Consider the following 19,988-nt stretch of genomic DNA (forward strand, 5'->3'; position numbering starts at 1 on the left):
CGGCCGGACACGGCGAAAGCGGCGGCCACGAGGGCGGCGGCGAGCACGGGAGCGGGGACGGGAACGGGAACGGCGGGGACTCCGGTTCGTCGTCCAACTCGTCCTCCCACACGTCGGGTTCCTCGGATTCGTCAGGCTCCTCGGGCTCGGCGGGCTCCTCGGGCTCGGCGGGTTCGTCGGGTGGCTCGGGCAGCACCGGGACGTCGGGCTCGCACGGGTCGGGGTCGTCGTCCGGATCCTCGCCGAGTGGCTCGCGCAACTCGTCCGGCGACTCCGGCAACGGCGGTGCCGACCACACTCCCTCGGCCGACAACGGGAACAGCGGTGACGGCGCCGGCAACCGGAGCGAAAGCACGCCCCGGCCGACGCCGGCCCCGGCACCCGCGAGCGACCACCGCAGCGCCACACCGCTCGACCCCTTCGGCACCCGACTGAGCTCCGACCCCGCGCCCGCCCCCGCCGCGGACACGGCTGCGCCCGCCCACACGGGTACGGACAGCCGTCCGGCGCCCGGCTCGGACGGCCCGGTGCCGGCTACGGGCGACGGCCGCGGCGCGGACGCGCCGCCCGCGCACACCGGTACCGACAGCCGGCCCAACCCTCCTGCCCACGACGGTTCTCCGGACGGGCCCGCGCACAACGGAGACGCCCCCGCGGACCGTTCCGGCGCGGACACCACCCGGCCCGGCCCGACGTCCGCGCACCCGGCGCCCGACAGCGCTCCCGCTCCCGCCCCTGCCCCGACCCCTGCGTCCCACCACGCTGGGGACGGATCGTCGGCCCCGGCCCACGGTGCCACGCCCCACGCCGGTGACAGCGGCACCACCTCGCACCCGGGTGGGGACGCCACCCGGCCCGGTCCGGTCTCCGCCCACACCGCGTCGGACGGTTCGCCCGCTCCGACGTCGACCCCGACCCACGGCGGTACGCCGGCCGGACGGTCCGAGGCGGCGCCTTCCGCCGGTCCGCACCACGGTGGTGACAGCGGCACCCCGTCGCACGCGGGTACGGATGCCACCCGGCCTGGTCCGGTCTCCGCCCACACCGCGCCCGATTCGTCCCGCACGCCGACGCCGGGCCACGAGGCCGGCTCCCCGTCGTCCCGTCCGTCCCCGGACGCCGGTCCGACGCCCGCGCACGCCCAGCCGCATTCCGCCGATGCGCACACCACCGCTCCGTCCTACGGTCCGGTGCGCGGCAGCGACGAGCCGTCCGGGAGCCCGTCCCCCAGCGGCGACGGGCGACCGTCTCCGTCGTACGGTCCGGTGCGCGGGGACGCCCCGGCGAGTACTGCGGCCCAGTCCCACAACGGTCCGGAGGCCGGCCGCCCCGGGCACGAGGCGCCGCCGCAGCGCCACGAGTCAACCCCGCGGGCCGAGGAGGGCGCCCCGCAGCAGGAACGTTCCGGTTCGGCGGTGCCGCCGCATGCAGGTTCGGTGCCGCACGTCCCGGCCGGCGACGCCTCCCGCGCGCCGTCCTCGGACGGGCCGCCCCGGGCGACCGTCCACACCGCCTCCACCGCGGTCGCCGATGCGCCGCCGACCCATACGCCCGGTACGCCCACCCCGGACAGCGCCGCAACGCCGTCCACGGGCCAGCCGTCCCAGAACCCCGGCCCGGTGAACCCCGGCGCAAGTGTCCCGCCGACCACCGGGACGCCCGGCACGGGCAGCGCGAACACGCCGCGTACCGACCGCCCCACCACCGGCACCCCGAACGGCAACCGGCCTGCCGACGCCGACCGGCCCACCGTCCCCGGCCAGCGGAACAACCCGGGCCCGGACCGCACCGACCGCCCCACCAACCTGGGCCAGCAGCCCACCGCCGGCCGTCCCGACCCGCGGGTCGGCCCTCCGCGCCCCGACGCCACGTCGCGTCCCGACCCGCGTGCCGACCGCCCGGCCGCCGACCGTCCGACCTCGGCGCCTCCGCGTCCGGACGGGACCACCCGCCCCGACCCGCGTACCGACCGCCCGGCCGACGGCGCTCCGCGTCAGGACCCTCGGGCGGAGCGTCCGGACGACGCACCCACTCGCCCGGACCCGCGTGCAGACCGCCCGGAGGCGGACCGGCGCAACGACCACGGCGGGCCTACGCCGAACCGCGACCCCGAGCACGCCACCCCGGACCACAAGCCGGCCGACGGCGCCACCCCGGACCACAAGCCGGCCGACCCGGACCGTCCGGCGACCGCCGACCGTCCGTACGGGAGCCCGGGCGGCCTGGTCGAGCCCGGCCACCACGACCGTGAGCGGGTCGAGAACTCCGTCCCGCGCGACGCCGACGGCAAGCCGCAGCGGCACCCGGACCCGGAGGGCGACTGGCCGCGCGCCATCAACGGCGACCCGAACGCGCCCGGGCGCCACAACAACTGCGTCGACGTGGCGCTTGCCACCGTCGACACCTACTCCGGCCACCCGACGCCGGCGGCCGCCCGCACCCCCGACCACGACGCGGACGGCAACCCCTCGGACCGCGGTGAGCGCGGCGGCCGCGACCGCATCGAGAACGCCCTCGGTGCCAAGTTCTCCGACATGGGCGACGGCAAGGACGCCTATCGCAGGCTGGAGGACACCCTCCGCCGCGAGGGCCATGGTTCGCAGGCCGTCATCATCACCCGCGACGCGGACGGCCGCGCCCACGCCTGGAACGCCGTCAACCACAACGGCAAGATCACCTACGTCGACGCCCAGACCGGCCGCCGCTCCAACCAGCCCCTCCACAGCGGTGACCACGGCGTGTTCGCCATCCCGTTGGGCCCGGACCGCCGCCCCGCGACGCCCGAACGCGATCCGCACCACGACGCATCCGATACCCGCCCTGAGCGGCGCGCCCCGGAGGAGGCCGCCGGCAAGCGGACGACGAGTGCGCCCGATTACGGCGAACGCTTGGACACCGACCACAAGGAGGCCGAGGACGGGTATCTCAAGGACCCCCCTGCTCCGGAAAGGAACCGGGCGGGTCACGAGTGGCAGACGCTCGCGGCCTCGGAGCAGGAGGATTTCGGCACCTCCGACCTCAGCAGAATGGTCGAGGCTGCCCGAGCCGATGACGCCTTCTTCCAGCACTACGCCGTCCCGGACTCGATCCTCACCCGACACCCGAACGTGGGCGATCTGCACGAGAGCGTTCAGGCCAACTACGCGGCCTTCAAGTTCGTCATCGAGCCGGACGGTGCCGAGCAGGTGCTCATCTCCCGGAACTGGCCCGCCCGTGTGAAGACGGTGGCCCCCATCGCCGACCAACCCTGGACGCATGCCGGGCACTCGGAGAAGGTGGCCACCGAATACCTGCGGGGAGTTCAGAGCAATCTGACGCCGCCGCAGCGGGTGAAGCTGATCGAGGTGTACTCCGAGCGGGCGCCCTGTAGGCAGTCCGGCTGCGCGAGGATCCTCTACACGACGTTCGGCAAGGTTCGTGTCACCCACTCGGTGCCTCACCCGGACGACGGCACGAGCGGTGCGAAGATGGAAGCGCAGGTCGACAAGATCGTTGCCAACCGTGCGCAGATCATCGCCGAGAACCGCCGCTACTATCCGTCCGGAAATCCTGCCGCTTCCGCAGCGCAGCCGACTGCGGTCGCCGAAGCGAACGAGAACGAGGAGTGAACCCCCGCATGCGCTTCCACCTGGCCGGGCGCTTGACCGCTGCCGATGAGCTGGCTGCGTGGCTTGAGCGGAGGGACATCGCGGACGGCGTCCGTCTCGTGACAGGGGACCGTGGGGCGGGCAAGAGTTGGCTCCTGGCTCGCACGGCGCTGGGGGCCGACGAAGAGGCGCGCGAGTTCATCCCTTCGGCCGACGGGCCGCTGCCGCCGGTCAACGCCTTTGTCGGTGTCGCGGACGCAGACGGGGAGACGGAGGGGGAGTGGTTGAGGGCACTGGCCGACGGCGCGGGCCTGGCAGCGAGTGTGAGAGGCGATCTCGACTACGCCGGGCTGACCAGGGCATTGGAGGAGACCGCTCGGCCGCAGGCGGTCCTGCTGAGCGGCGTCCCCGGGCGGCTGCGGGCAACGGCGGCGCGCCGCGGAGTACCGGATCTGGTCCGTGAGTTCCTGGACCCGGCCACGATGGGCCGGGACGGCAGTGGATACAGCGCGTTGCTGCTCGCCGAAGTCGGCCGGGAGGACCTCGACGCACTGCTGCGGCGGTATCCACGCCTCGTCCCGTCGGTGATCGACCTCGACGAGGAGCGGTTCGCCCCGGACCGGGCCGCATTCGAGGGATGGGTGCGCGGTCTGCTGGACGTGCCGGGCTCGGTCTACGCGGATGCGGCCGGGGATGCTGCAAGTGCTGCCGCCGCGCTGACATCGGCGGCCTGGCCGAACTTCCTCCTGGCTGAGGTGCTGGCCATGGAGGTCCGGGTCCGGGGGACAGTGGAGCCCGGGTTGCCCCGAACGCTGGAAGAGGCCTGGGAGTACGTCCTGGCGTCGTTCGGCCCGGCCGCTCCGAAGGTCCGACAGTTGCTGGCACCGCTGGTCATGGCAGAGGGTGTTCTCGGGATGCCGGACGCTCTCCGGATGCAGGCCGCTGCCGCGGTTCGCGGCCGGGAGGTTTCCCTCGACGAGCTCAGGCAGGTCGAGGAGGCGGTCGAGGCTTTCGTCGCCTACGAGTTCACGACGAATGCCGCCACCCAGGATGCTTCCACGGTGCGACACGCCCGCCTGCGCGACGCCGCCCTGGCGGATGCCGCTCTCGCATCGTACGGCGCCAGCGTGGCGGAGGTGCAGCGTCGGCTGGCAGCGACAGTGCGGCAACGGATTCCGGACGACGTGGTCGGGTTCGCGACCGGTCGCGAGCCGGACCCGGCGGAGTCCTACGCGCTGAGGTTCGGAATCGGGCACGCCTTGGCCGGAGGCGTACTGGACGACTGGCTCGAGGATGTCAGGGTCCTGGTGCTCAGTGACCCCCAAGCCCTGGCCGAGGCCGTTGCCGCAGCCGATCGGGACGGTCAGGACCGAGACGCCGGCACGTTCGCGGCGCTGCGCCGCCGTGTCGTCGCCGAAGCGGTGAGACTCTATCGGAACGCAGCCCGATGCGACCTTGCCGAGTGGGTGTCACGGCTGCGGTTCGCCGCGCAGATGTGGGGCGCCGAAGACCTGGTCCACGCTCTGGACGGCCTGGGCCTGCAGCTGCCTTGGCGGGCTGACTGGGCCCACTGGCGACCCCTTGGCGCGTTCGACACCCGAGCTTTCGCGCAGGGTTGGACCGGGCCCGTCGAGGTTGCCGGGATCCGCAGGGCCGACGGCGGCAGTGAAGTGCACCAGGTCTGTCTGCAATCGCTCTACGACGGCCTCCACCGCTGGTACTCCTTGGCCGACGGTACGCAGATCGGCGAGGCCGAGGCGGAACCCCCTACCGGGCCGATGCCGGTGGCGGAGGCCGAAGCGGTGGCGGGAGCCGCACCCGTGGTCGAGATCGTGCGGGACTTCCGCCTGCTCAAGGTGAGGGTCACCAGCCCTGCCGGTGACCGCGTCCACGCTCTCTGTACGCCCTACCCCGGTGCCCGGATGCATCCGTTGCCCGGCGGCCGAGTGCTGCTGGCCGGTCACAGCGGGGCAGCCGTCATCACCTTCGACCCGACCATTCCCGCACCGGTGCAGCAGCTGCAGACAACGGCGCCGAACCTACTGCCGCCCGACGGCATGTGGGCCCTGCCCCTGCAGGCCGACACCGACCTGACCCGCTACTACTACGGCGGCGTCGTACGCGCCGACCGTGAGACTCTCGGCGGTGCGGCAGAGAGGCAGGACGTCGCCCACGTGCTGTGCGCCGTGGGTCTGCCGGGCTTCCCCGTCTTCTGGCGCGGTACTGCCGATTTCCTTGCGAACCCGCGTACGTTGGCGGACCACTTGGAGGAACTGGGCGAGCCGGCCTCGGCGGACGATGCCGGCCGCACCGTACTGGCACTGTCCGCGGACGAAGAGACACCACTGTGCGTGGAGCACACAACCGGCCGGGTCGTCCAAGCCGAGACCTCTGAACCGGACCTGGTCAACACCTCAGTCGCAAGGTTCGCGGCCTGCCAGGCCTTCACCTCGTGGGCACTGTCCGTGTCCGCGGTCCGGCAGGTTCCGGAGCGGTACGAGTTCCTGGACTTCCTCCGTGCGTCACTCACCCGGATCGACCCGGAGGCCGCCGAGGACCAAGGCGCCGACTGGTGGTGGTTCCAGGCGGTGGAGGACGAGACCTCCTACACGCTCTACGGCTAGGGCGAGGGAAGGTCCAGTGGACAGGCTGCGGCAGGAAGAGAGAGATCGGTGTTGAGGACCGGGCCGGGTTATTCGGCAGCGGTGAGGTTTCGTACGCCGGAAGGGCAAGTGAAGTCCGAGGTCGCCCGCAGCGGCCCCGGGCTGCTCCACCCGGAGTGGCAGTTGCGGCAACGACTGGAATCGCTCGGCACCAGTGCCGATGATGTCCTCGAGCTGTACACGGAGTTGCAGGTCTGCGAGCTGCCGGGCGGCAATTGCGCAGCTCAGGTGCGCCGCTGGTGGCCGGACGTGAAACTGTCGCACTCCGCGGAATACGGCGCGGAGGAAGCCTCGCGGCAACGTGGTCTCGCAGCCCTGCGCGCGCACATCGTCGACTCCGGGCGCAGGCGTGGATTCGTGGTCGACGTCGAGACCCGCCGCCTGCCGCTCCCCATCACGACGGACAGCGGTGCGGTGCGGTCGGATCCGGTCGGCCCGGCACTTCCGCCCTTCTTCGAGCCGGCTGCTGAGGAAGGCATCCTCCTGCTCGACCAACTCGGGGCCGAGGGTACGACTGTCACCGACCCTGTTGCGGAATGCTTTGCCGAGCGCGGATACGTGCGCCTGGGTACCGACTTCGGCCGGGATCTGTGTGTGACTCCGGAAACCGGCGAGGTTTGGGCCGTAGGTCGGCGGCTCGGCAGCGTGAGATACACGAACCGCAGTACTGGACAGTTCGTATCCTGTCTCGACCTGTTGCGCTCCTCCTGGCCTCAGCGGCGAGGCCTGGACCCCGGCGAGGCGGCCCGGCACACGGCAGACTTCCAGCAGGCTCTGGCTGCACTTGACGGTACGGTCTTCAACGGCAGCGAGAACTGGTGGTCGGTAGTGGTCGAGCAGATGTGGGACGGCCTCCTCTGAAGGAATGGCAGTTGCCTTGAATGCATCCGGACTCGCGCGGATCGCGGCCGCATGAGCAGTTGGGGTTCGGCGTTCCGGCTACCTCGAGCGGCGAACCGGGCCGCAACGCGCGGGCCGCGCGTACGCCGCCGTTCGTGAATATCGGCCGTGATGGATGCGAGAATGGCTCCGACCGGATTCACCGGGCAGTATTTCCACGCGCAGACGGCGCACGCCGACATGCCCGTCGTTCTGGCCAACGTGAAGCACACGGGCTGAGCCGGCGATCTCTGGTAGATGTTCGACTACGTTCTGGGAAGGTTTGTCGCACGGTGAGTACTGCGGCCTGACGTTCGTCGACTTCGTGTTGGACGACGGGCTCCACGTACACCTTCGGAAGGCGTACGACCAGCTCTTCATCGGCTCCGGCTGGGTGCTGGTCCTTCCAGCCTCACGTCCGTCCGGCACGGCCGTGTGCTGCCTGACTGGGTGATCCGTGACTGAGGCAAGGACTGGGGAGAGCACCGTGGACATGCCGGTGACCGTGGACTGCGGCGGGCTGCACGTGGATGAGGTGCAGGCCCGGGCGCTGCGGGCGGTGCGGGAGAGCGGGGCTTGGAGTGTGCGGCTGGAGGGCGTCGGGTCGGCAGGGCCGTTGATCAGTTCGGCCGAGCCCGGCCGGATCGGGCAGTGGGCGCGGGGCCGGGCCAAGGCGGTGCTGGGGGTGGGCGTCGAGGTTGCCCCGGACGTCCGGCCCGGGCCGGTGGCCGGAGGCGTGACCGCGCAAGGTCCTCTCGACCAGGTGCTGTTGGCGGCCTCGGGTGCGCTGGAGCTGCGGCGTTCGCCGCTCGTCGTCTGGCGGGCTGTCGTGGCGGCTCTGGGGGGGCCGGTCGCCGAGGAGGAGCTCCAGGAAGCTGTGGAGCGGCACCCGTTGCTCGTACGGGACGGCGGAGGCATCGGCTTCGCCGACATCCACGTGCACCGGGAGGTACGACGCAGCTTCCCGCTGTCGGCGGACCAGCAGCGTGCCGTGCACCGGGCCGTGCTGGGGCTCCGGGAGGAGCCGGCTGCGGCCGGGTACCTGCATGCGGCACGGCCGGTGCATGCGGCGTTGGCGGGGGAGTTGGCGGAGTGGCTCTCCGATCCGGATTTCCTGGTGGAGTCGGGCTGGTACGGCCTTGCTCTGGGGCTGGCGCTGGCGTACCCGGAGGGTGTGCCGCTGGGCACGGTCGCGGGTGATCTGCACTGCCTGCTGCTGGAGGGGCTGGCCGCGCCTGCGAGCCACGAGGAGTGGCTGAGCTGGGTGCACCACACCCTGGTGGGGCGGGGTTTCACCGCAGTGGCGGACGAGGTGGCGGCCCGGGTGCGGCTGCCGTGGCGGACGGTGTGGTCCCGGTGGCAGTGGCCGAGCGGGTACGCGTCCCGGCAGCCGGAGGAACTCGCGCAGGACGAACTCTGCCTCGTGAACGGTCCGGACGGGCCGGCCGTCGCCACCCGGCGTGAGTCCCAGGAGGACTGGGGCACGGTGTTCGAGCAGCTGTGGGACATCCGCACCGGCGAGAAGCTCGGCGAGGTGGACACCGAGGTCCACGAGAACGTCCTCCCCCGGGAGAAGGACCTTTCGGGCCGCACGGCCCTGCACACGGACGGGGAGTGGAGCTCCGCCGGTCTCGGCCTCCAGTACGAGGCGGTCGCCGAGCTGCCATGGGTGGGGGAGTCGGTGGAGCACGCCGTGCAGTGCACGCCCTCGGACCCGGCGGACGGCACGATGTGGGTGTTCATGGGGCGGTGCGGTCTGTTCGGTGCCCTGGTGCACGACGACCTGGTGGCAGGTCTGCCGCAGGTGCCACGGGGTTGGTACGGGCACGGGGTCACCTCGCGGGCGCAGTGGCCCGCGCCGGCCGTGTCCCTCACCGGGCCCCTGAGCCGGACGGAGCTGGAACAGGACGTGGCGTTCGGTGCCGGTGCCTGCCGTCCGGTGGCGCCCGAACTGCTGCCGGACACGGTCGAGCACTCCGCCACCCGGGAGTTCCTCACGGAGGTGGGGTGGCCGGAGGTGGACGACCCGGCCCTGTCGACAGCCGCGCCGACGGCCGGCGGGCTTGTCCCGGTCGAGGGCCGTCCCCATCTGCTGGAGGGGCTGGGCGACTTCCGCGGCGATCCGCTGCTGCTCGACGGCCGCACTGGAGCGGTGTTCTGCGAGGACTCCCCGGACGAGCCGTCCCTGATGGCCTCCGGGTTGCCGCAGTTGCTCCGGATCGTGCTGCTGCACCGGGTTGTGCTGTCGGTGCCCGTGCTGCTCGGCGTCTACGACTCGGTGGACCTCGAGCAGGACGTCGCCCGATGGATCGGGACGGTCGACCCCGCCGCGGCCGAGGGCGGCTTCTGGGAGGACACCTACTTCTCGCCGAGCCTCATCGAGCTGTGGGAGGAGGGCCCCGAATAGCGCTTCGCAGGTACCTCGTCCCACTGCAACAGCCTTGGAGCCCGAACCTTGACTTCCCAGCCAGTCCACCAGCCGCACCCTCACCTGGGCGGGCGAGCGCCTGCGCTCCGGGCCCTGGCGTCATGGCTCGCCGACGTAGGTACCCCGGCCACCGTCTTGATCACGGGGACACCGGGAAGCGGCCGCTCGCGCCTGCTGACCGGCTTCCTGATGCTCTGCGATCCGGAGTACCGCAAGCTCCTCGACACCGACGCCCTCCAGCCGGACACCGTGCCGGTGGAAGGCCTGCCGGTGCCACCGGTCTTCGCGGCAGACGGGCTGACGCCCGCCCAGCTGCTGTGGCTGATCGCCGACGAGCTCGGGCTGGGCGTGGATCGGACCGAGGACGTGTACGCGCTGCTCGCCGAGGAGCAGGAGCGGCCCGTCCCTGTCGTCGTGGCCGACGTGGACCGGTCCGGTGTCCTCCGCGAGCTGGACGGTCCGGCCCGCGCCGCGCAGGAGGTCCTGCTGCCCTTGGCGCTCGCGCCCGGGATCCGGCTGCTCACCGACGTGCCCCGGGCGCAGGCCGAGTGGCTGGCGGAGCGGTTGCCCGCCGAGGACCTCCTGGTGATCGACCTCGACGAGGAGCCCTGGGCGGACGCGGATGCACTGCGGCTCCAGGCTGCCGCCATGGTCGACCTGCCGGATTCGGCCGAAGCGATCGCCCGGAACGCGGGCGGGCCGCTGGTCGTGGAACTGGCAGCCTGGTCGCTGCTGGCCGTGCCCGACGGCCCGGCAGTGGGCTTCCCCACCACGGTGGGGGACGCGCTCGACCTGCACGCCGAGCGTTGCGGCACCGACGAGCTCACGCTCCGCCGGCTGCTTGCCCCGCTGGCGCTCGCCGGCGCCGGAGCCTCCCTTCCGTTCTCGCTGTGGGAGCCGCTGGCCTCGGCGGTGGCCGGCAAGGACCTGTCCTCGGCGTTCGCCGACGGTCAGGCACTCCTGCTCCCCTTCTTCGACCTGCTCGACGGAGACGACGATGCGGACGGCTCGGAGCCCGCCGTCCGGCTGCGGCACCCGGCCCTGGCCGGCGAACTGCGGGAGCGGTTCGGCACGACCGCTCGCGAGAGCAGCCGCAGGATGGCCAGCGCCCTGCTGGCCCGGCTCCCCGAGGGGCCCGGGCGGTGGTCCGAGGCGCCGGCCTACACCCGTTCCGGCTTGGTCCGGCATGCGCTGGAGGGCGGCATCCTGCCGGAGCTGATGGCGGACCCGGCATTCCTCGTCCACGCCGACCAGGTCGTGCTCCGCGCCGCTGCCGAACACCTCACCGGTACCGGTGCAGAGCTGCCGGCCGTCGGACGGACCTGGCTGCGCCTCGCCCCGTTGTTCACCCGCACCCAGGCCGATGCCCGCACCATCGCGGGCCTGCTGGAGCACGGCTGCCGACAGGACGGCCTGTCCGTCTCCGAGTTCGGTGTCGACCTGCCCTGGCGCACGCTCTGGCACAGGCCGCTGGCGGGGATCGCCGGGATCACCGCCGCAGCGGGCCCGGACGGCACCCCGGCCGTGGTGGCCAACCTGCCCGGAGGCGAACAGCCGCTGGTCGCCCATCACGCGCAGACCGGCGAGCCGCTGGACGGCGACCCGGAACAGCTCGTCCGGCCGTCGGACGAGGACCGGGAGACCGGCGCCCTGCGACTGAGCGTCGGTGGCGACTACCTCCGCATCTGGCAGGCGGAGGGCGGGCAGCTGGCCGTCTTCGCCGCGACCGCTCCACTCGCCGGGGCCGATGTCACGCCGGACGGCATCGTCCTGGTGGCGGACAGCACGGGGCTGAGCGCGCTGCGCGTGCAGATCCCCGGCAGCTGAGCCGGATCGGGCGGTGACCGGAGCCGTGACGGGGGAGAAGGGAGATCTCGCAGGCTTCCTCCAGACCTACCTGAACGTGGAGGTGGCGTTCCACCACCTCCCGCGGGTTCGGTCGACACTGTCGTCCTCCGCCCCGGAGTGGGGGGAGTCGATCAAGCGGGAGTTCTCCCGGGTCCTGGAGGCGAAGGAGCTCTCGGTCGGGCAGTACTGCGAGACGACCTGGGTCGACTTCGAGAGCGAGGCCGAGTTGTACGCCTACCTCGGCAAGGTCTACCGGTACCTCTTCCTCGGCGCGGACGAAGTTCCGCTTCCGCCCGACTGATGCCGGGCACGAGAGCGATGCGGGGCCGCTCCGGGTGGTCGGTCGCAGGCCGGCACGCCGTCCTGCTGACCGACCCGGAAGGAGAGCACCCGTCATGGATGTGAGGATGGTCCCGACCGGATTCATCCGGCAGTACCTTCACGTGGAGACGGCGCACGCCTACATGCCCGTCGTTCTGGCCAACGCGAAGCGGGCGGACTGGGCCGACGATCTCCGCCGGATGTTCGACTACGTCCTGGATAAGCGGCCGTTGTCGCACGGCGAGTACTGCGACCTGACGTTCGTCGATTTCGAGTCGGACGACGAACTCTACGCATACCTCCGGAAGGTGTACGACTACCTCTTCCTCGACTCCGGCGCAGTGCCGGTGCCTCCGGACTGACGACCCGTCCGGCAGGGTCGTGGGTACGTGACAGAGTGAGCCCGTGACCGGGGAAGGGCGGGGGGAGAGCACCGTGGACATGCCGGTGACCGTGGACTGCGGCGGGCTGCACGTGGATGAGGTGCAGGCCCGGGCGCTGCGGGCGGTGCGGGAGAGCGGGGCTTGGAGTGTGCGGCTGGAGGGCGTCGGGTCGGCAGGGCCGTTGATCAGTTCGGCCGAGCCCGGCCGGATCGGGCAGTGGGCGCGGGGCCGGGCCAAGGCGGTGCTGGGGGTGGGCGTCGAGGTTGCCCCGGACGTCCGGCCCGGGCCGGTGGCCGGAGGCGTGACCGCGCAAGGTCCTCTCGACCAGGTGCTGTTGGCGGCCTCGGGTGCGCTGGAGCTGCGGCGTTCGCCGCTCGTCGTCTGGCGGGCTGTCGTGGCGGCTCTGGCGGGGCCGGTCGCCGAGGAGGAGCTCCAGGAAGCTGTGGAGCGGCACCCGTTGCTCGTACGGGACGGCGGAGGCATCGGCTTCGCCGACATCCACGTGCACCGGGAGGTACGACGCAGCTTCCCGCTGTCGGCGGACCAGCAGCGTGCCGTGCACCGGGCCGTGCTGGGGCTCCGGGAGGAGCCGGCTGCGGCCGGGTACCTGCATGCGGCACGGCCGGTGCATGCGGCGTTGGCGGGGGAGTTGGCGGAGTGGCTCTCCGATCCGGATTTCCTGGTGGAGTCGGGCTGGTACGGCCTTGCTCTGGGGCTGGCGCTGGCGTACCCGGAGGGTGTGCCGCTGGGCACGGTCGCGGGTGATCTGCACTGCCTGCTGCTGGAGGGGCTGGCCGCGCCTGCGAGCCACGAGGAGTGGCTGAGCTGGGTGCACCACACCCTGGTGGGGCGGGGTTTCACCGCAGTGGCGGACGAGGTGGCGGCCCGGGTGCGGCTGCCGTGGCAGACGCTGTGGTCGCACTGGCGATGGCCGAGCGGGTACGCGCCGCGGACGCCGCAGGAGACCGAGCAGGACAGGATCCTGTTGGTGCACGGGCCCGATGGTCCGACCCTCGCCACCCGGCACGAGCCCTGGGACGGCGCATCGGGCGCGGTGTTCACGCAGCTGTGGAACGCTCGGACGGGTGAGCTGATCGGCACCCCGAGCACGGAACCGCACAGCGGGATCCACCCTCGGGAGCGGGCACTCGCCGGGGTCGTCGTCGGCCACGTGAACGGCGAGTGGGCCCTTCGCCGGTGGAAGGACCTCCCGGTGCCCGCGTTGCCGTGGATGGGCGAGTCGGTCACCTTCGCCGCCCTGTGCGAACCCCCGGACCGGACGGACGGCACGCTGTGGGTGTTCATGGGACGGTGCGGGCTGTTCGGCGCGGTCGTGCACGAGGACCTGATGGCCCGGCTGCCGAGGCTCCCGCGCGGAGGGTACGGCCGTCCACTCAGCGGCCGCGCGCAGTGGCCCCGGCCGGAGGTGTCCTTCGCGGGGCCGCTCACCCGGGAGGAACTGGAGCAGGACCGGGCGTTCGGCCGCGGAGCATGCCACCCGGTGACGCCCGAGCGGCTTCCGACCGCGGTCGAACACCTTGCCACCAGGGAGTTCCTAAGCACGGTGGGCTGGCCGGTGGCGGATCATCCGGGACTGCTGACCCCCGCACTCGCGCCAGGTGGACTGGTTCCGGCGGACGGTCGCCCCGGACTGCTGATCGGGCTCGGCCGGTTCTTCGGTTCGCCGATCCTGCTCGACGGCCGCACCGGCGAAGTGTTCGGTGAGGACTGGAACCGCGACCTCGTCCTGATGGCCAGCGGACTGCCGCAGTTCCTCCGGGTCGTGATGCTGCACCGGGCCGTGCTGCTGGTACCCATCCTGCTCGGTGTGGACGACTCCCTCAACCTGGAGGAAGACGTCCTCAGCTGGATCCGCGCCATCGATCCGGCCGCCGCCGAGGCCGGGTTCTGGGAGCAGAAGTACTTCGCGCCGACCCTGCTCGACCTGTGGCAGGAGGCTCCCGAATAGAGCCCCCACCGCCCGGCAGTGAGCTGATCGGGGCCCCGACGCGCGACTGTCACAGCGAACGCACGTGAGCCGGCGGTTGCAGCTGTTCTGCCTCCCGCACCACCCGATCCGCCTTACGCGGATCGGCGAGATCCCCACGTGAGGCGCGGAGCTTCGGATGGCGCACGGCGCATACTCCGGCCTGAGGTCCGTCGACTTGGAGCCGGATGACGGGTTCTCCTTGCCCTCGGCCTGGCGGAGGTGCGGCTACCGGCCGGCCGGCGGCAGGAGATCATGAACTGCCGAGCGGCCGTGGTGATGATGTCGAGGGGAAGAGGAGCCGTGGAGGGGATCGTGCGGATCGACTGCGCGGGGTTGAGCCTGGAGGTGGTGGTCGCCGAGGCGATGCGGTCGGTGGGAGAGGCCGGTGGGGCAAAGCAGTTGGTGCTCGACCGGGTCGGCGCCGCGGGCCCGTTGGTGGCGTCGGCGGAGGAGCCGGCGAGGGTCCGGCTGTGGGCCCGGCACCATGCACGTGAGCAGCTGGGCGTGCCGGTGGTGGTCGGGGAAGCCGCTTCCGCTGCGCCCGCCCGGCCGATCCGGTTGGCTGATCTCTCCGGTCAGCAGACGTGCTGGTTGCGGGCTGCAGCTGCATCGGAGACGTTCCGTGCACCGGTGGCGGTGTGGCGGGCGTTCGTCGAGGCGTTGGGCGGCGTGCCGGTGGCGGCTGCGGCTTTGGAGGAATTCGCCGAGCAGCATCACCTGTTGGTGCTCGGCTCCGACGGCGTGGGGTTCATCGGGGTGGGGGAACACCGGGCCGTACGGGAGCACTTGCCGATTACCGCGGACCAGCAGCGCGCGGTGCACCGGGCCGTGCTGGGGCTGCGGGAGGAGCCGGCTGCGGCCGGGTACGTGCATGCGGCACGGCCGGTGCATGCGGCGTTGGCGGGGGAGTTGGGGGAGTGGCTCTCCGATCCGGATTTCCTGGTGGAGTCGGGGTGGTACGGGCTGGGCCTGGGCCTGGCGTTGGCGTACCCGGAGGGCGTGCCGCTCGGCGGGATCGCCGGTGACCTGCAGTGCCTGCTGCAGGAGGGACTGGCTGCGCCGGCGAGCCATGAGGAGTGGCTGGCCTGGGTCCACCACGCGCTGGTGAGCCGGGGACAGGACGAGGCCGCGGACCGAGTGGCGGCGCGGGCGAGCCTTCCGTGGCGGACGGTGTGGTCGCGGTGGCAGTGGCCGAGCGGGCTCGCGCCGCTGGCCGATCCGATTCCCCTCGCCGACGAGGTGCACCTGGTGGAGCGGGAGGAGGGCGGTGTCGCCTTCGCGATCCGCCGGGAGGACGAGGACGACTGGGACGTCGAGCACGAGTGGCTGTGGGACGTGGGGACGGGGGAGTTCCTCGGCGGTCCGGGTGAGGACCTGCTGGAGGAGGTCGAGGAGGACGACGGGACCGGCCGCGCGGTGCGGCGGGTGAACGGGGCGTGGTCGTCCTTCGACGCGTCGGAGCGCGCGGAGTTGGCGCGGCGGTTGCCGTGGGTGCCCGGTGCGGTGGACGAGGCCGTGCAGTGTGCGCCGTCCGGCACGCCGGGGGGCACGTTGTGGGTGTTCTCCGGTCGGTGCGGTCTGTTCGGTGCGCTGGTGGACGAGGAGCGGATGGCCCGGCTCCCGTCCGTACCGCACTCGAACCCCGGGTACGGCGTGGCCGGCCGGGCGGCCTGGCCGGAGCCCGCCCTCCCGTTGACCGGGGCGGTGAGCCGTGAAGCACTGGAGCAGGACTGGGCGTTCGGGCCGGGAGCGTGCCACCCGCTCGCGGAGGAGCGGATTCCTGCGGCCGTTCGGGACGACGGCACCCGGCGGTTCATGGCAGAGGTCGGCTGGCTCCTCACCGACGGCCTCGCGGGGCTCCGAACGACAGACATCGCGTCGCAGGCGCTGCCACCCGCCGACGGCGACCCCGAACTCCTGGAAGGGCTCGGAACCTTCCAGGGGGCGCCCATCCTGCTCAACGGTCGCACCGGCGAGGTGCACCACGGCTTCCGGACCGGTGAGGGCGACACGTTCCCCCTGATGGCCGGCAGCCTCGACCGGTTCCTGCGCATCGTGCTGCTCCACCACGCGGCACTGACGGCACCGGTCGTGTTGGGGTACCACGACGGAGGCGACCTGGAGGAGGCCGTGGCCGGCTGGGTCGCGACCGTCGATGCGGCGGCCGCCGCCAGCGGCTTCTGGGAGCACCGCTTCTTCGTGCCGTCGCTGTACGACGTGCGGACGAGCGGAGGCGAGTGAGGCTGCCGTTGGCGCGCCGTCACAGGACGTGACGCGCCGCATCGGGACGGCCGACTTGCCTACGGACCTCGGCGGCACCCACGGGTACCTCTGCGCTCCGGGCTGAACCGGACGGGCCGCGCCGGCTGCCCGCGGGCGGGCGATCAGGTCCGGCAAACGGAGTGGTCCGGGCCGACCGCAACCAAATGCCCGGCACTCGGTGCGCGGAAGGGAGGCGCCGGGTGCCCGGGCGGCACCGTACGTCGGTCCGTCAGCCGCGTCCGTCGGGGACGTCGGCCGGGGCTTCGGTGGCCGGTTCGGTGGGGCGGAGCCGCTCGGTGGGGCCGCCGAAGGGGAGGTGGACGGTGCGGGTGGCGAGCAGCCAACGGCCGTCCGTCCTGCGGAAGGTGTCCTCGTAGTGGCCGACGTTGACGGGGAGCCGGGGCGGCAGCATGTCGCCCGTCCAGCCGTCGACGCGGTAGGTGGCGAAGTAGGAGGTGGCGGTGGCCGTGGTCGGTGAGTGGACGTCGACCAGGACGTTGCTGCACAGCCGGCGGGACAGGCGGTCGGCGGGCCGGGAGGCGAAGTAGCCCCGCAGGGCGTCGCGGCCCTCGATGCGGCGCTCGCCCGCCGGCCACTCCCAGACTCCGTCGGGGGTGAACAGCTCGGCGACGGTGCCGGGTTCGCCCAGGTCGAGGCGGTGCAGGAAGTCGATGAGCAGGCGCTCGCAGGCGTGTTCGGCCAGGAGCCGGTCCAGGGGTTCCCGCGTTTCGTTCGTCATCTCCGATGTCTACCGGACGGGACGGGTGGAGGGCGAACCGATTTTCCCACCCCGGCGGCTCAAGGGCGCTGAGGGGAGTGCCCGTTGACGTCCGGGGCCGTGGCGGTGCGGGTGCGGAAGGTGCGGCGGTAGGTGTCCGGGGGCACGCCGACCGTGCGGTTGAAGTGCCGCCGCAGGGTCGTGGCGGTGCCCATGCCGGTGGCCGCCGCGACGGCGTCCACACTGTCGTCGGTGGTCTCCAGCAACTCCTGTGCGTGGCGGATGCGTTGGGTCAGCAGCCACTGCAGCGGGGTGGTGCCGGTGACCGACCTGAAGTGGCGGCCCAGGTGCCGCGAGCTCATCCGTGCCCGGCGGGCCAGGTCCTCCACGGTCAGCGGCCGGTCCAGCCGTTCGAGCACCCAGGGGAACAGGTCGGCGAGCGGGTGGTTGTCCGGGGCGGGCACCGGGGTGGTGACGAACTGGGCCTGGCCGCCGCCCCGGTGCGGCGGCACGACCAGGCGGCGGGCGACCGCGTTGGCCACCGACGAGCCGTGGTCGAGCCGGACCAGGTGCAGGCAGAGGTCCAGGGCGGCGGCCTTGCCGGCCGAGGTGAGCACGCTGCCGTTGTCCACGTACAGGACGTCCGGATCGACCGCGACCCGGGGGTGGCGGGCGGCCAGGACCCCGGTGTGCGCCCAGTGCGTGGTCGCGCGCCGCCCGTCCAGCAGCCCGGCGGCGGCCAGCACGAACGCGCCCGTGCACAGCGAGGCCACCCGGGCGCCCGCCTCGTGGGCCGCGCGCACGGCGTCGACCAGGTCGGCGGGCGGGGCCACGTCGACGTCGGCCCAGCCGGGGACGATCACGGTGTCGGCGAGCGGGAGCCGGTCGAGGCCGTGGTCGGGCTCCATCCGGAACCGGCCGACCCGCACGGACTCCGGCCCGCAGACGGCGAGTTCGTACCAGGAGGCGGCCCCGCCGACCGGCCCGCTCCCGAAGACCTCGTACGCCACGGACAGTTCGAAGTGCAGCATGCCCTCGGTGACGGCCAGTGCGACGGTGCCCATGTCCGGAAGTGTACGGGTCGTGTCGTTCCGGACACTCGTGGTGGAGTGCCGTCGCCGCCAGGATTGTCGGTGACGGAGCGCCGCAGACCGGCGGCGGACCGGGCGAGTCAGGGGAGGACCCATGGGATCCGGACGGACGGTGGCGGTGTTCGGCGCGTACGGGCACACCGGACGCTTCGTGGTGGCGCAGCTGCGGGAGCGGGGGTACCTCCCGGTGCTCTCCGGGCGCGACGCCGGCAAGCTGGCGGAGCTCGCGGTGTCCGAGCCCGGCCTGGAGGTGCGTCCGGCGTCGGTCGACGACCCCGCGTCGCTCGACCGGGCGCTGGCCGGCGCGGCGGCCGTGGTCAACTGCGCCGGGCCCTTCGCCGTGACGGCGGCCCCCGTGATCGAGGCGGCGCTGCGCGCCGGGATCCCGTACGTGGACGTGGCGGCCGAGATCGAGGCCAACCTCGACACGTTCACGCACTTCGCGGACCGCGCCCGTGCCGCGGGAACGGTGGTCCTCCCGGCGATGGCCTTCTTCGGCGGCCTCGGCGACCTGCTCGCCACCGCGGCGCTGGGCGACCGGACGGCGGCCGAGGAGGTGCACGTCGCGTACGGGCTGAGCAGTTGGCACCCCACCGCCGGGACGCGGGCCGCGGGTGCGGTCTCCCGGGAGCGGCGGGACGGCCGGCGGGTCCGCTACGCGGGCGGGCGGCTGGAGTACCGCCGGGACGAAGCGCCGCTCCTGGAGTGGACCTTCCCCGCCCCGCTGGGCGCCCGGCCCGTCGTCGGGGAGTTCACGATGGCCGACGTCGTCACCGTGCCCAGCCACCTCGCCGTCCCCGAGGTGCGCACCTACATGACGGTCGAGGCGGCGGGGGAGCTCGCCGCCCCGGACACGCCGGCGCCGACCGCGGCCGACGAGCACGGGCGCTCCGCGCAGACCTTCCTCGTCGACGTCGTGGTGCGTTCCGCAGGCGGCGAACGGCGGGCCGTGGCGCGAGGGAAGGACATCTACGCCGTCACCGCGCCGCTCGTGGTGGAGGCGGTCGACCGCATCCTGACCGGGCGGACCGGGGCCGTCGGTGTGGTCTCCGCCGGCGAGCTCTTCGACGCGTCCGACTTCCTCCGGGCCCTGTCCCCGCACCTGACGGTGGAGGTGCACTCCTGAGGGGCGTCCGGCCGAAGCGGTGCGAGTTGTTCCGGTTAGGTGGGGGTCGTGCGAACCGGCCGCCCGCGGTGCCGCCGGCCGGCCGGCGCGCCGTAGGATCGTGCGGTTGACGGGTAGTGGGACAGCCGGGCCGGACCGTGTCGCGGTCCGAGAGCTGTCGCAGTCGTACGGGGGACGGGGAGTTCGGTGGCGCAGCAGATCATCGTCGACGAGGAGAACCTGCGGTCCCAGGGCCGGAACCTCGAATCGGTCGGCAAGGACTTCCAGGAGGCCGCCGACCGGATGAAGTCCCGACTGGAGGCCCTGGAGGGCGGCGACGAGCCCCCGTGGGGCGACGACGACCTCGGCGAGAAGTTCGGCATCGTCTACGAGGGCCTGCGCGACGGCATGCAGGAGTCCATGGATTCGTTGGCGCAGCGGCTCGGCGAGATGGGCCAGAAGCTCCAGGCGACGGCCGACAACCACGCGGCGAACGAGGCCGACACGACCGGCCGACTGGACGCCCTCGGCGGCCGGACGGACGCGCTGGGCAACGAGATCCACACCATGTACCGCCCGCAGGTGTGACGGACGCGCGCCCGCCCGCCGATCGTCCGTCGTCTTCACTCCCGCGCCGGGACGGCACGGGAATCCGCTAGGGGGAACTGACTCGTGTCGCTGATGCTGCCGGACGGCCTTGAGTGGGTCCTGGA

13 protein-coding genes and 1 pseudogene are annotated in these 19,988 nt (G+C 72.7%); 11 read left to right on the plus strand and 3 right to left on the minus strand.

What is annotated here, in order from left to right; all coding sequences use genetic code 11:
* A pseudogene (locus tag ABD353_RS35145) lies at positions 1 to 259 on the minus strand (hypothetical protein); the annotation flags it as partial.
* A 1,177-nt stretch (positions 260 to 1,436) separates the two neighbouring features.
* Between ABD353_RS35145 and ABD353_RS35150 the strand changes: the two are divergent.
* From ABD353_RS35150 to ABD353_RS35190, 9 genes are all read left to right on the plus strand, one after another.
* The gene (locus ABD353_RS35150) at positions 1,437 to 3,608 is read left to right on the plus strand and encodes a toxin glutamine deamidase domain-containing protein (RefSeq protein ID WP_344627772.1); all 2,172 of its coding nucleotides are present in this window, start codon (positions 1,437 to 1,439) and stop codon (positions 3,606 to 3,608) included.
* Positions 3,609 to 3,616: 8 nt separating this feature from the next.
* Positions 3,617 to 6,211, plus strand: a complete 2,595-nt coding sequence (locus ABD353_RS35155) for an SUKH-4 family immunity protein (protein WP_344627773.1) — start codon at positions 3,617 to 3,619, stop codon at positions 6,209 to 6,211.
* Positions 6,212 to 6,259: 48 nt separating this feature from the next.
* On the plus strand, positions 6,260 to 7,111 hold the full coding sequence (locus ABD353_RS35160; protein ID WP_344627774.1) for a nucleic acid/nucleotide deaminase domain-containing protein: 852 nt from the start codon (positions 6,260 to 6,262) through the stop codon (positions 7,109 to 7,111).
* Between the two features lie 511 nt (positions 7,112 to 7,622).
* A complete protein-coding gene (locus tag ABD353_RS35165) occupies positions 7,623 to 9,536 on the plus strand; it encodes an SUKH-4 family immunity protein (RefSeq protein WP_344627783.1) in 1,914 nt (637 codons plus the stop codon).
* 156 nt (positions 9,537 to 9,692) lie between these two features.
* Positions 9,693 to 11,384, plus strand: a complete 1,692-nt coding sequence (locus tag ABD353_RS35170; RefSeq protein ID WP_344627775.1) for an ATP-binding protein — start codon at positions 9,693 to 9,695, stop codon at positions 11,382 to 11,384.
* 13 nt (positions 11,385 to 11,397) lie between these two features.
* The gene (locus ABD353_RS35175) at positions 11,398 to 11,706 is read left to right on the plus strand and encodes a hypothetical protein (RefSeq protein ID WP_344627776.1); all 309 of its coding nucleotides are present in this window, start codon (positions 11,398 to 11,400) and stop codon (positions 11,704 to 11,706) included.
* A 94-nt stretch (positions 11,707 to 11,800) separates the two neighbouring features.
* Positions 11,801 to 12,088, plus strand: coding sequence for a hypothetical protein (locus ABD353_RS35180; RefSeq protein ID WP_344627777.1), 288 nt, complete (start codon positions 11,801 to 11,803; stop codon positions 12,086 to 12,088).
* Between the two features lie 79 nt (positions 12,089 to 12,167).
* Complete coding sequence (locus ABD353_RS35185) at positions 12,168 to 14,078, plus strand: SUKH-4 family immunity protein (protein ID WP_344627784.1); 1,911 nt, start codon at positions 12,168 to 12,170, stop codon at positions 14,076 to 14,078.
* 321 nt (positions 14,079 to 14,399) lie between these two features.
* Positions 14,400 to 16,340, plus strand: a complete 1,941-nt coding sequence (locus ABD353_RS35190) for an SUKH-4 family immunity protein (protein ID WP_344627778.1) — start codon at positions 14,400 to 14,402, stop codon at positions 16,338 to 16,340.
* Between the two features lie 250 nt (positions 16,341 to 16,590).
* Here the strand turns inward: ABD353_RS35190 and ABD353_RS35195 are convergent, their stop codons facing one another.
* Both ABD353_RS35195 and ABD353_RS35200 read right to left on the minus strand, forming a co-directional pair.
* The gene (locus ABD353_RS35195; protein ID WP_344627779.1) at positions 16,591 to 17,100 is read right to left on the minus strand and encodes a nuclear transport factor 2 family protein; all 510 of its coding nucleotides are present in this window, start codon (positions 17,098 to 17,100) and stop codon (positions 16,591 to 16,593) included.
* 59 nt (positions 17,101 to 17,159) lie between these two features.
* A complete protein-coding gene (locus ABD353_RS35200) occupies positions 17,160 to 18,143 on the minus strand; it encodes a helix-turn-helix domain-containing protein (protein WP_344627780.1) in 984 nt (327 codons plus the stop codon).
* 121 nt (positions 18,144 to 18,264) lie between these two features.
* On the opposite strand from ABD353_RS35200, the gene ABD353_RS35205 reads away from it, so the two are divergent.
* Positions 18,265 to 19,296 carry a saccharopine dehydrogenase family protein gene (locus ABD353_RS35205; protein WP_344627781.1) on the plus strand — a complete coding sequence of 344 codons (1,032 nt, stop codon included), beginning with the start codon at positions 18,265 to 18,267 and terminating at the stop codon, positions 19,294 to 19,296.
* A gap of 186 nt (positions 19,297 to 19,482) precedes the next feature.
* Positions 19,483 to 19,863: a WXG100 family type VII secretion target gene (locus ABD353_RS35210; protein ID WP_344627782.1), complete on the plus strand. Its 381-nt coding sequence runs from the start codon at positions 19,483 to 19,485 to the stop codon at positions 19,861 to 19,863.
* Positions 19,864 to 19,988 lie beyond the last annotated feature (125 nt).

Source organism: Kitasatospora arboriphila (assembly GCF_039528095.1).
Lineage (GTDB): Bacteria > Actinomycetota > Actinomycetes > Streptomycetales > Streptomycetaceae > Kitasatospora > Kitasatospora arboriphila.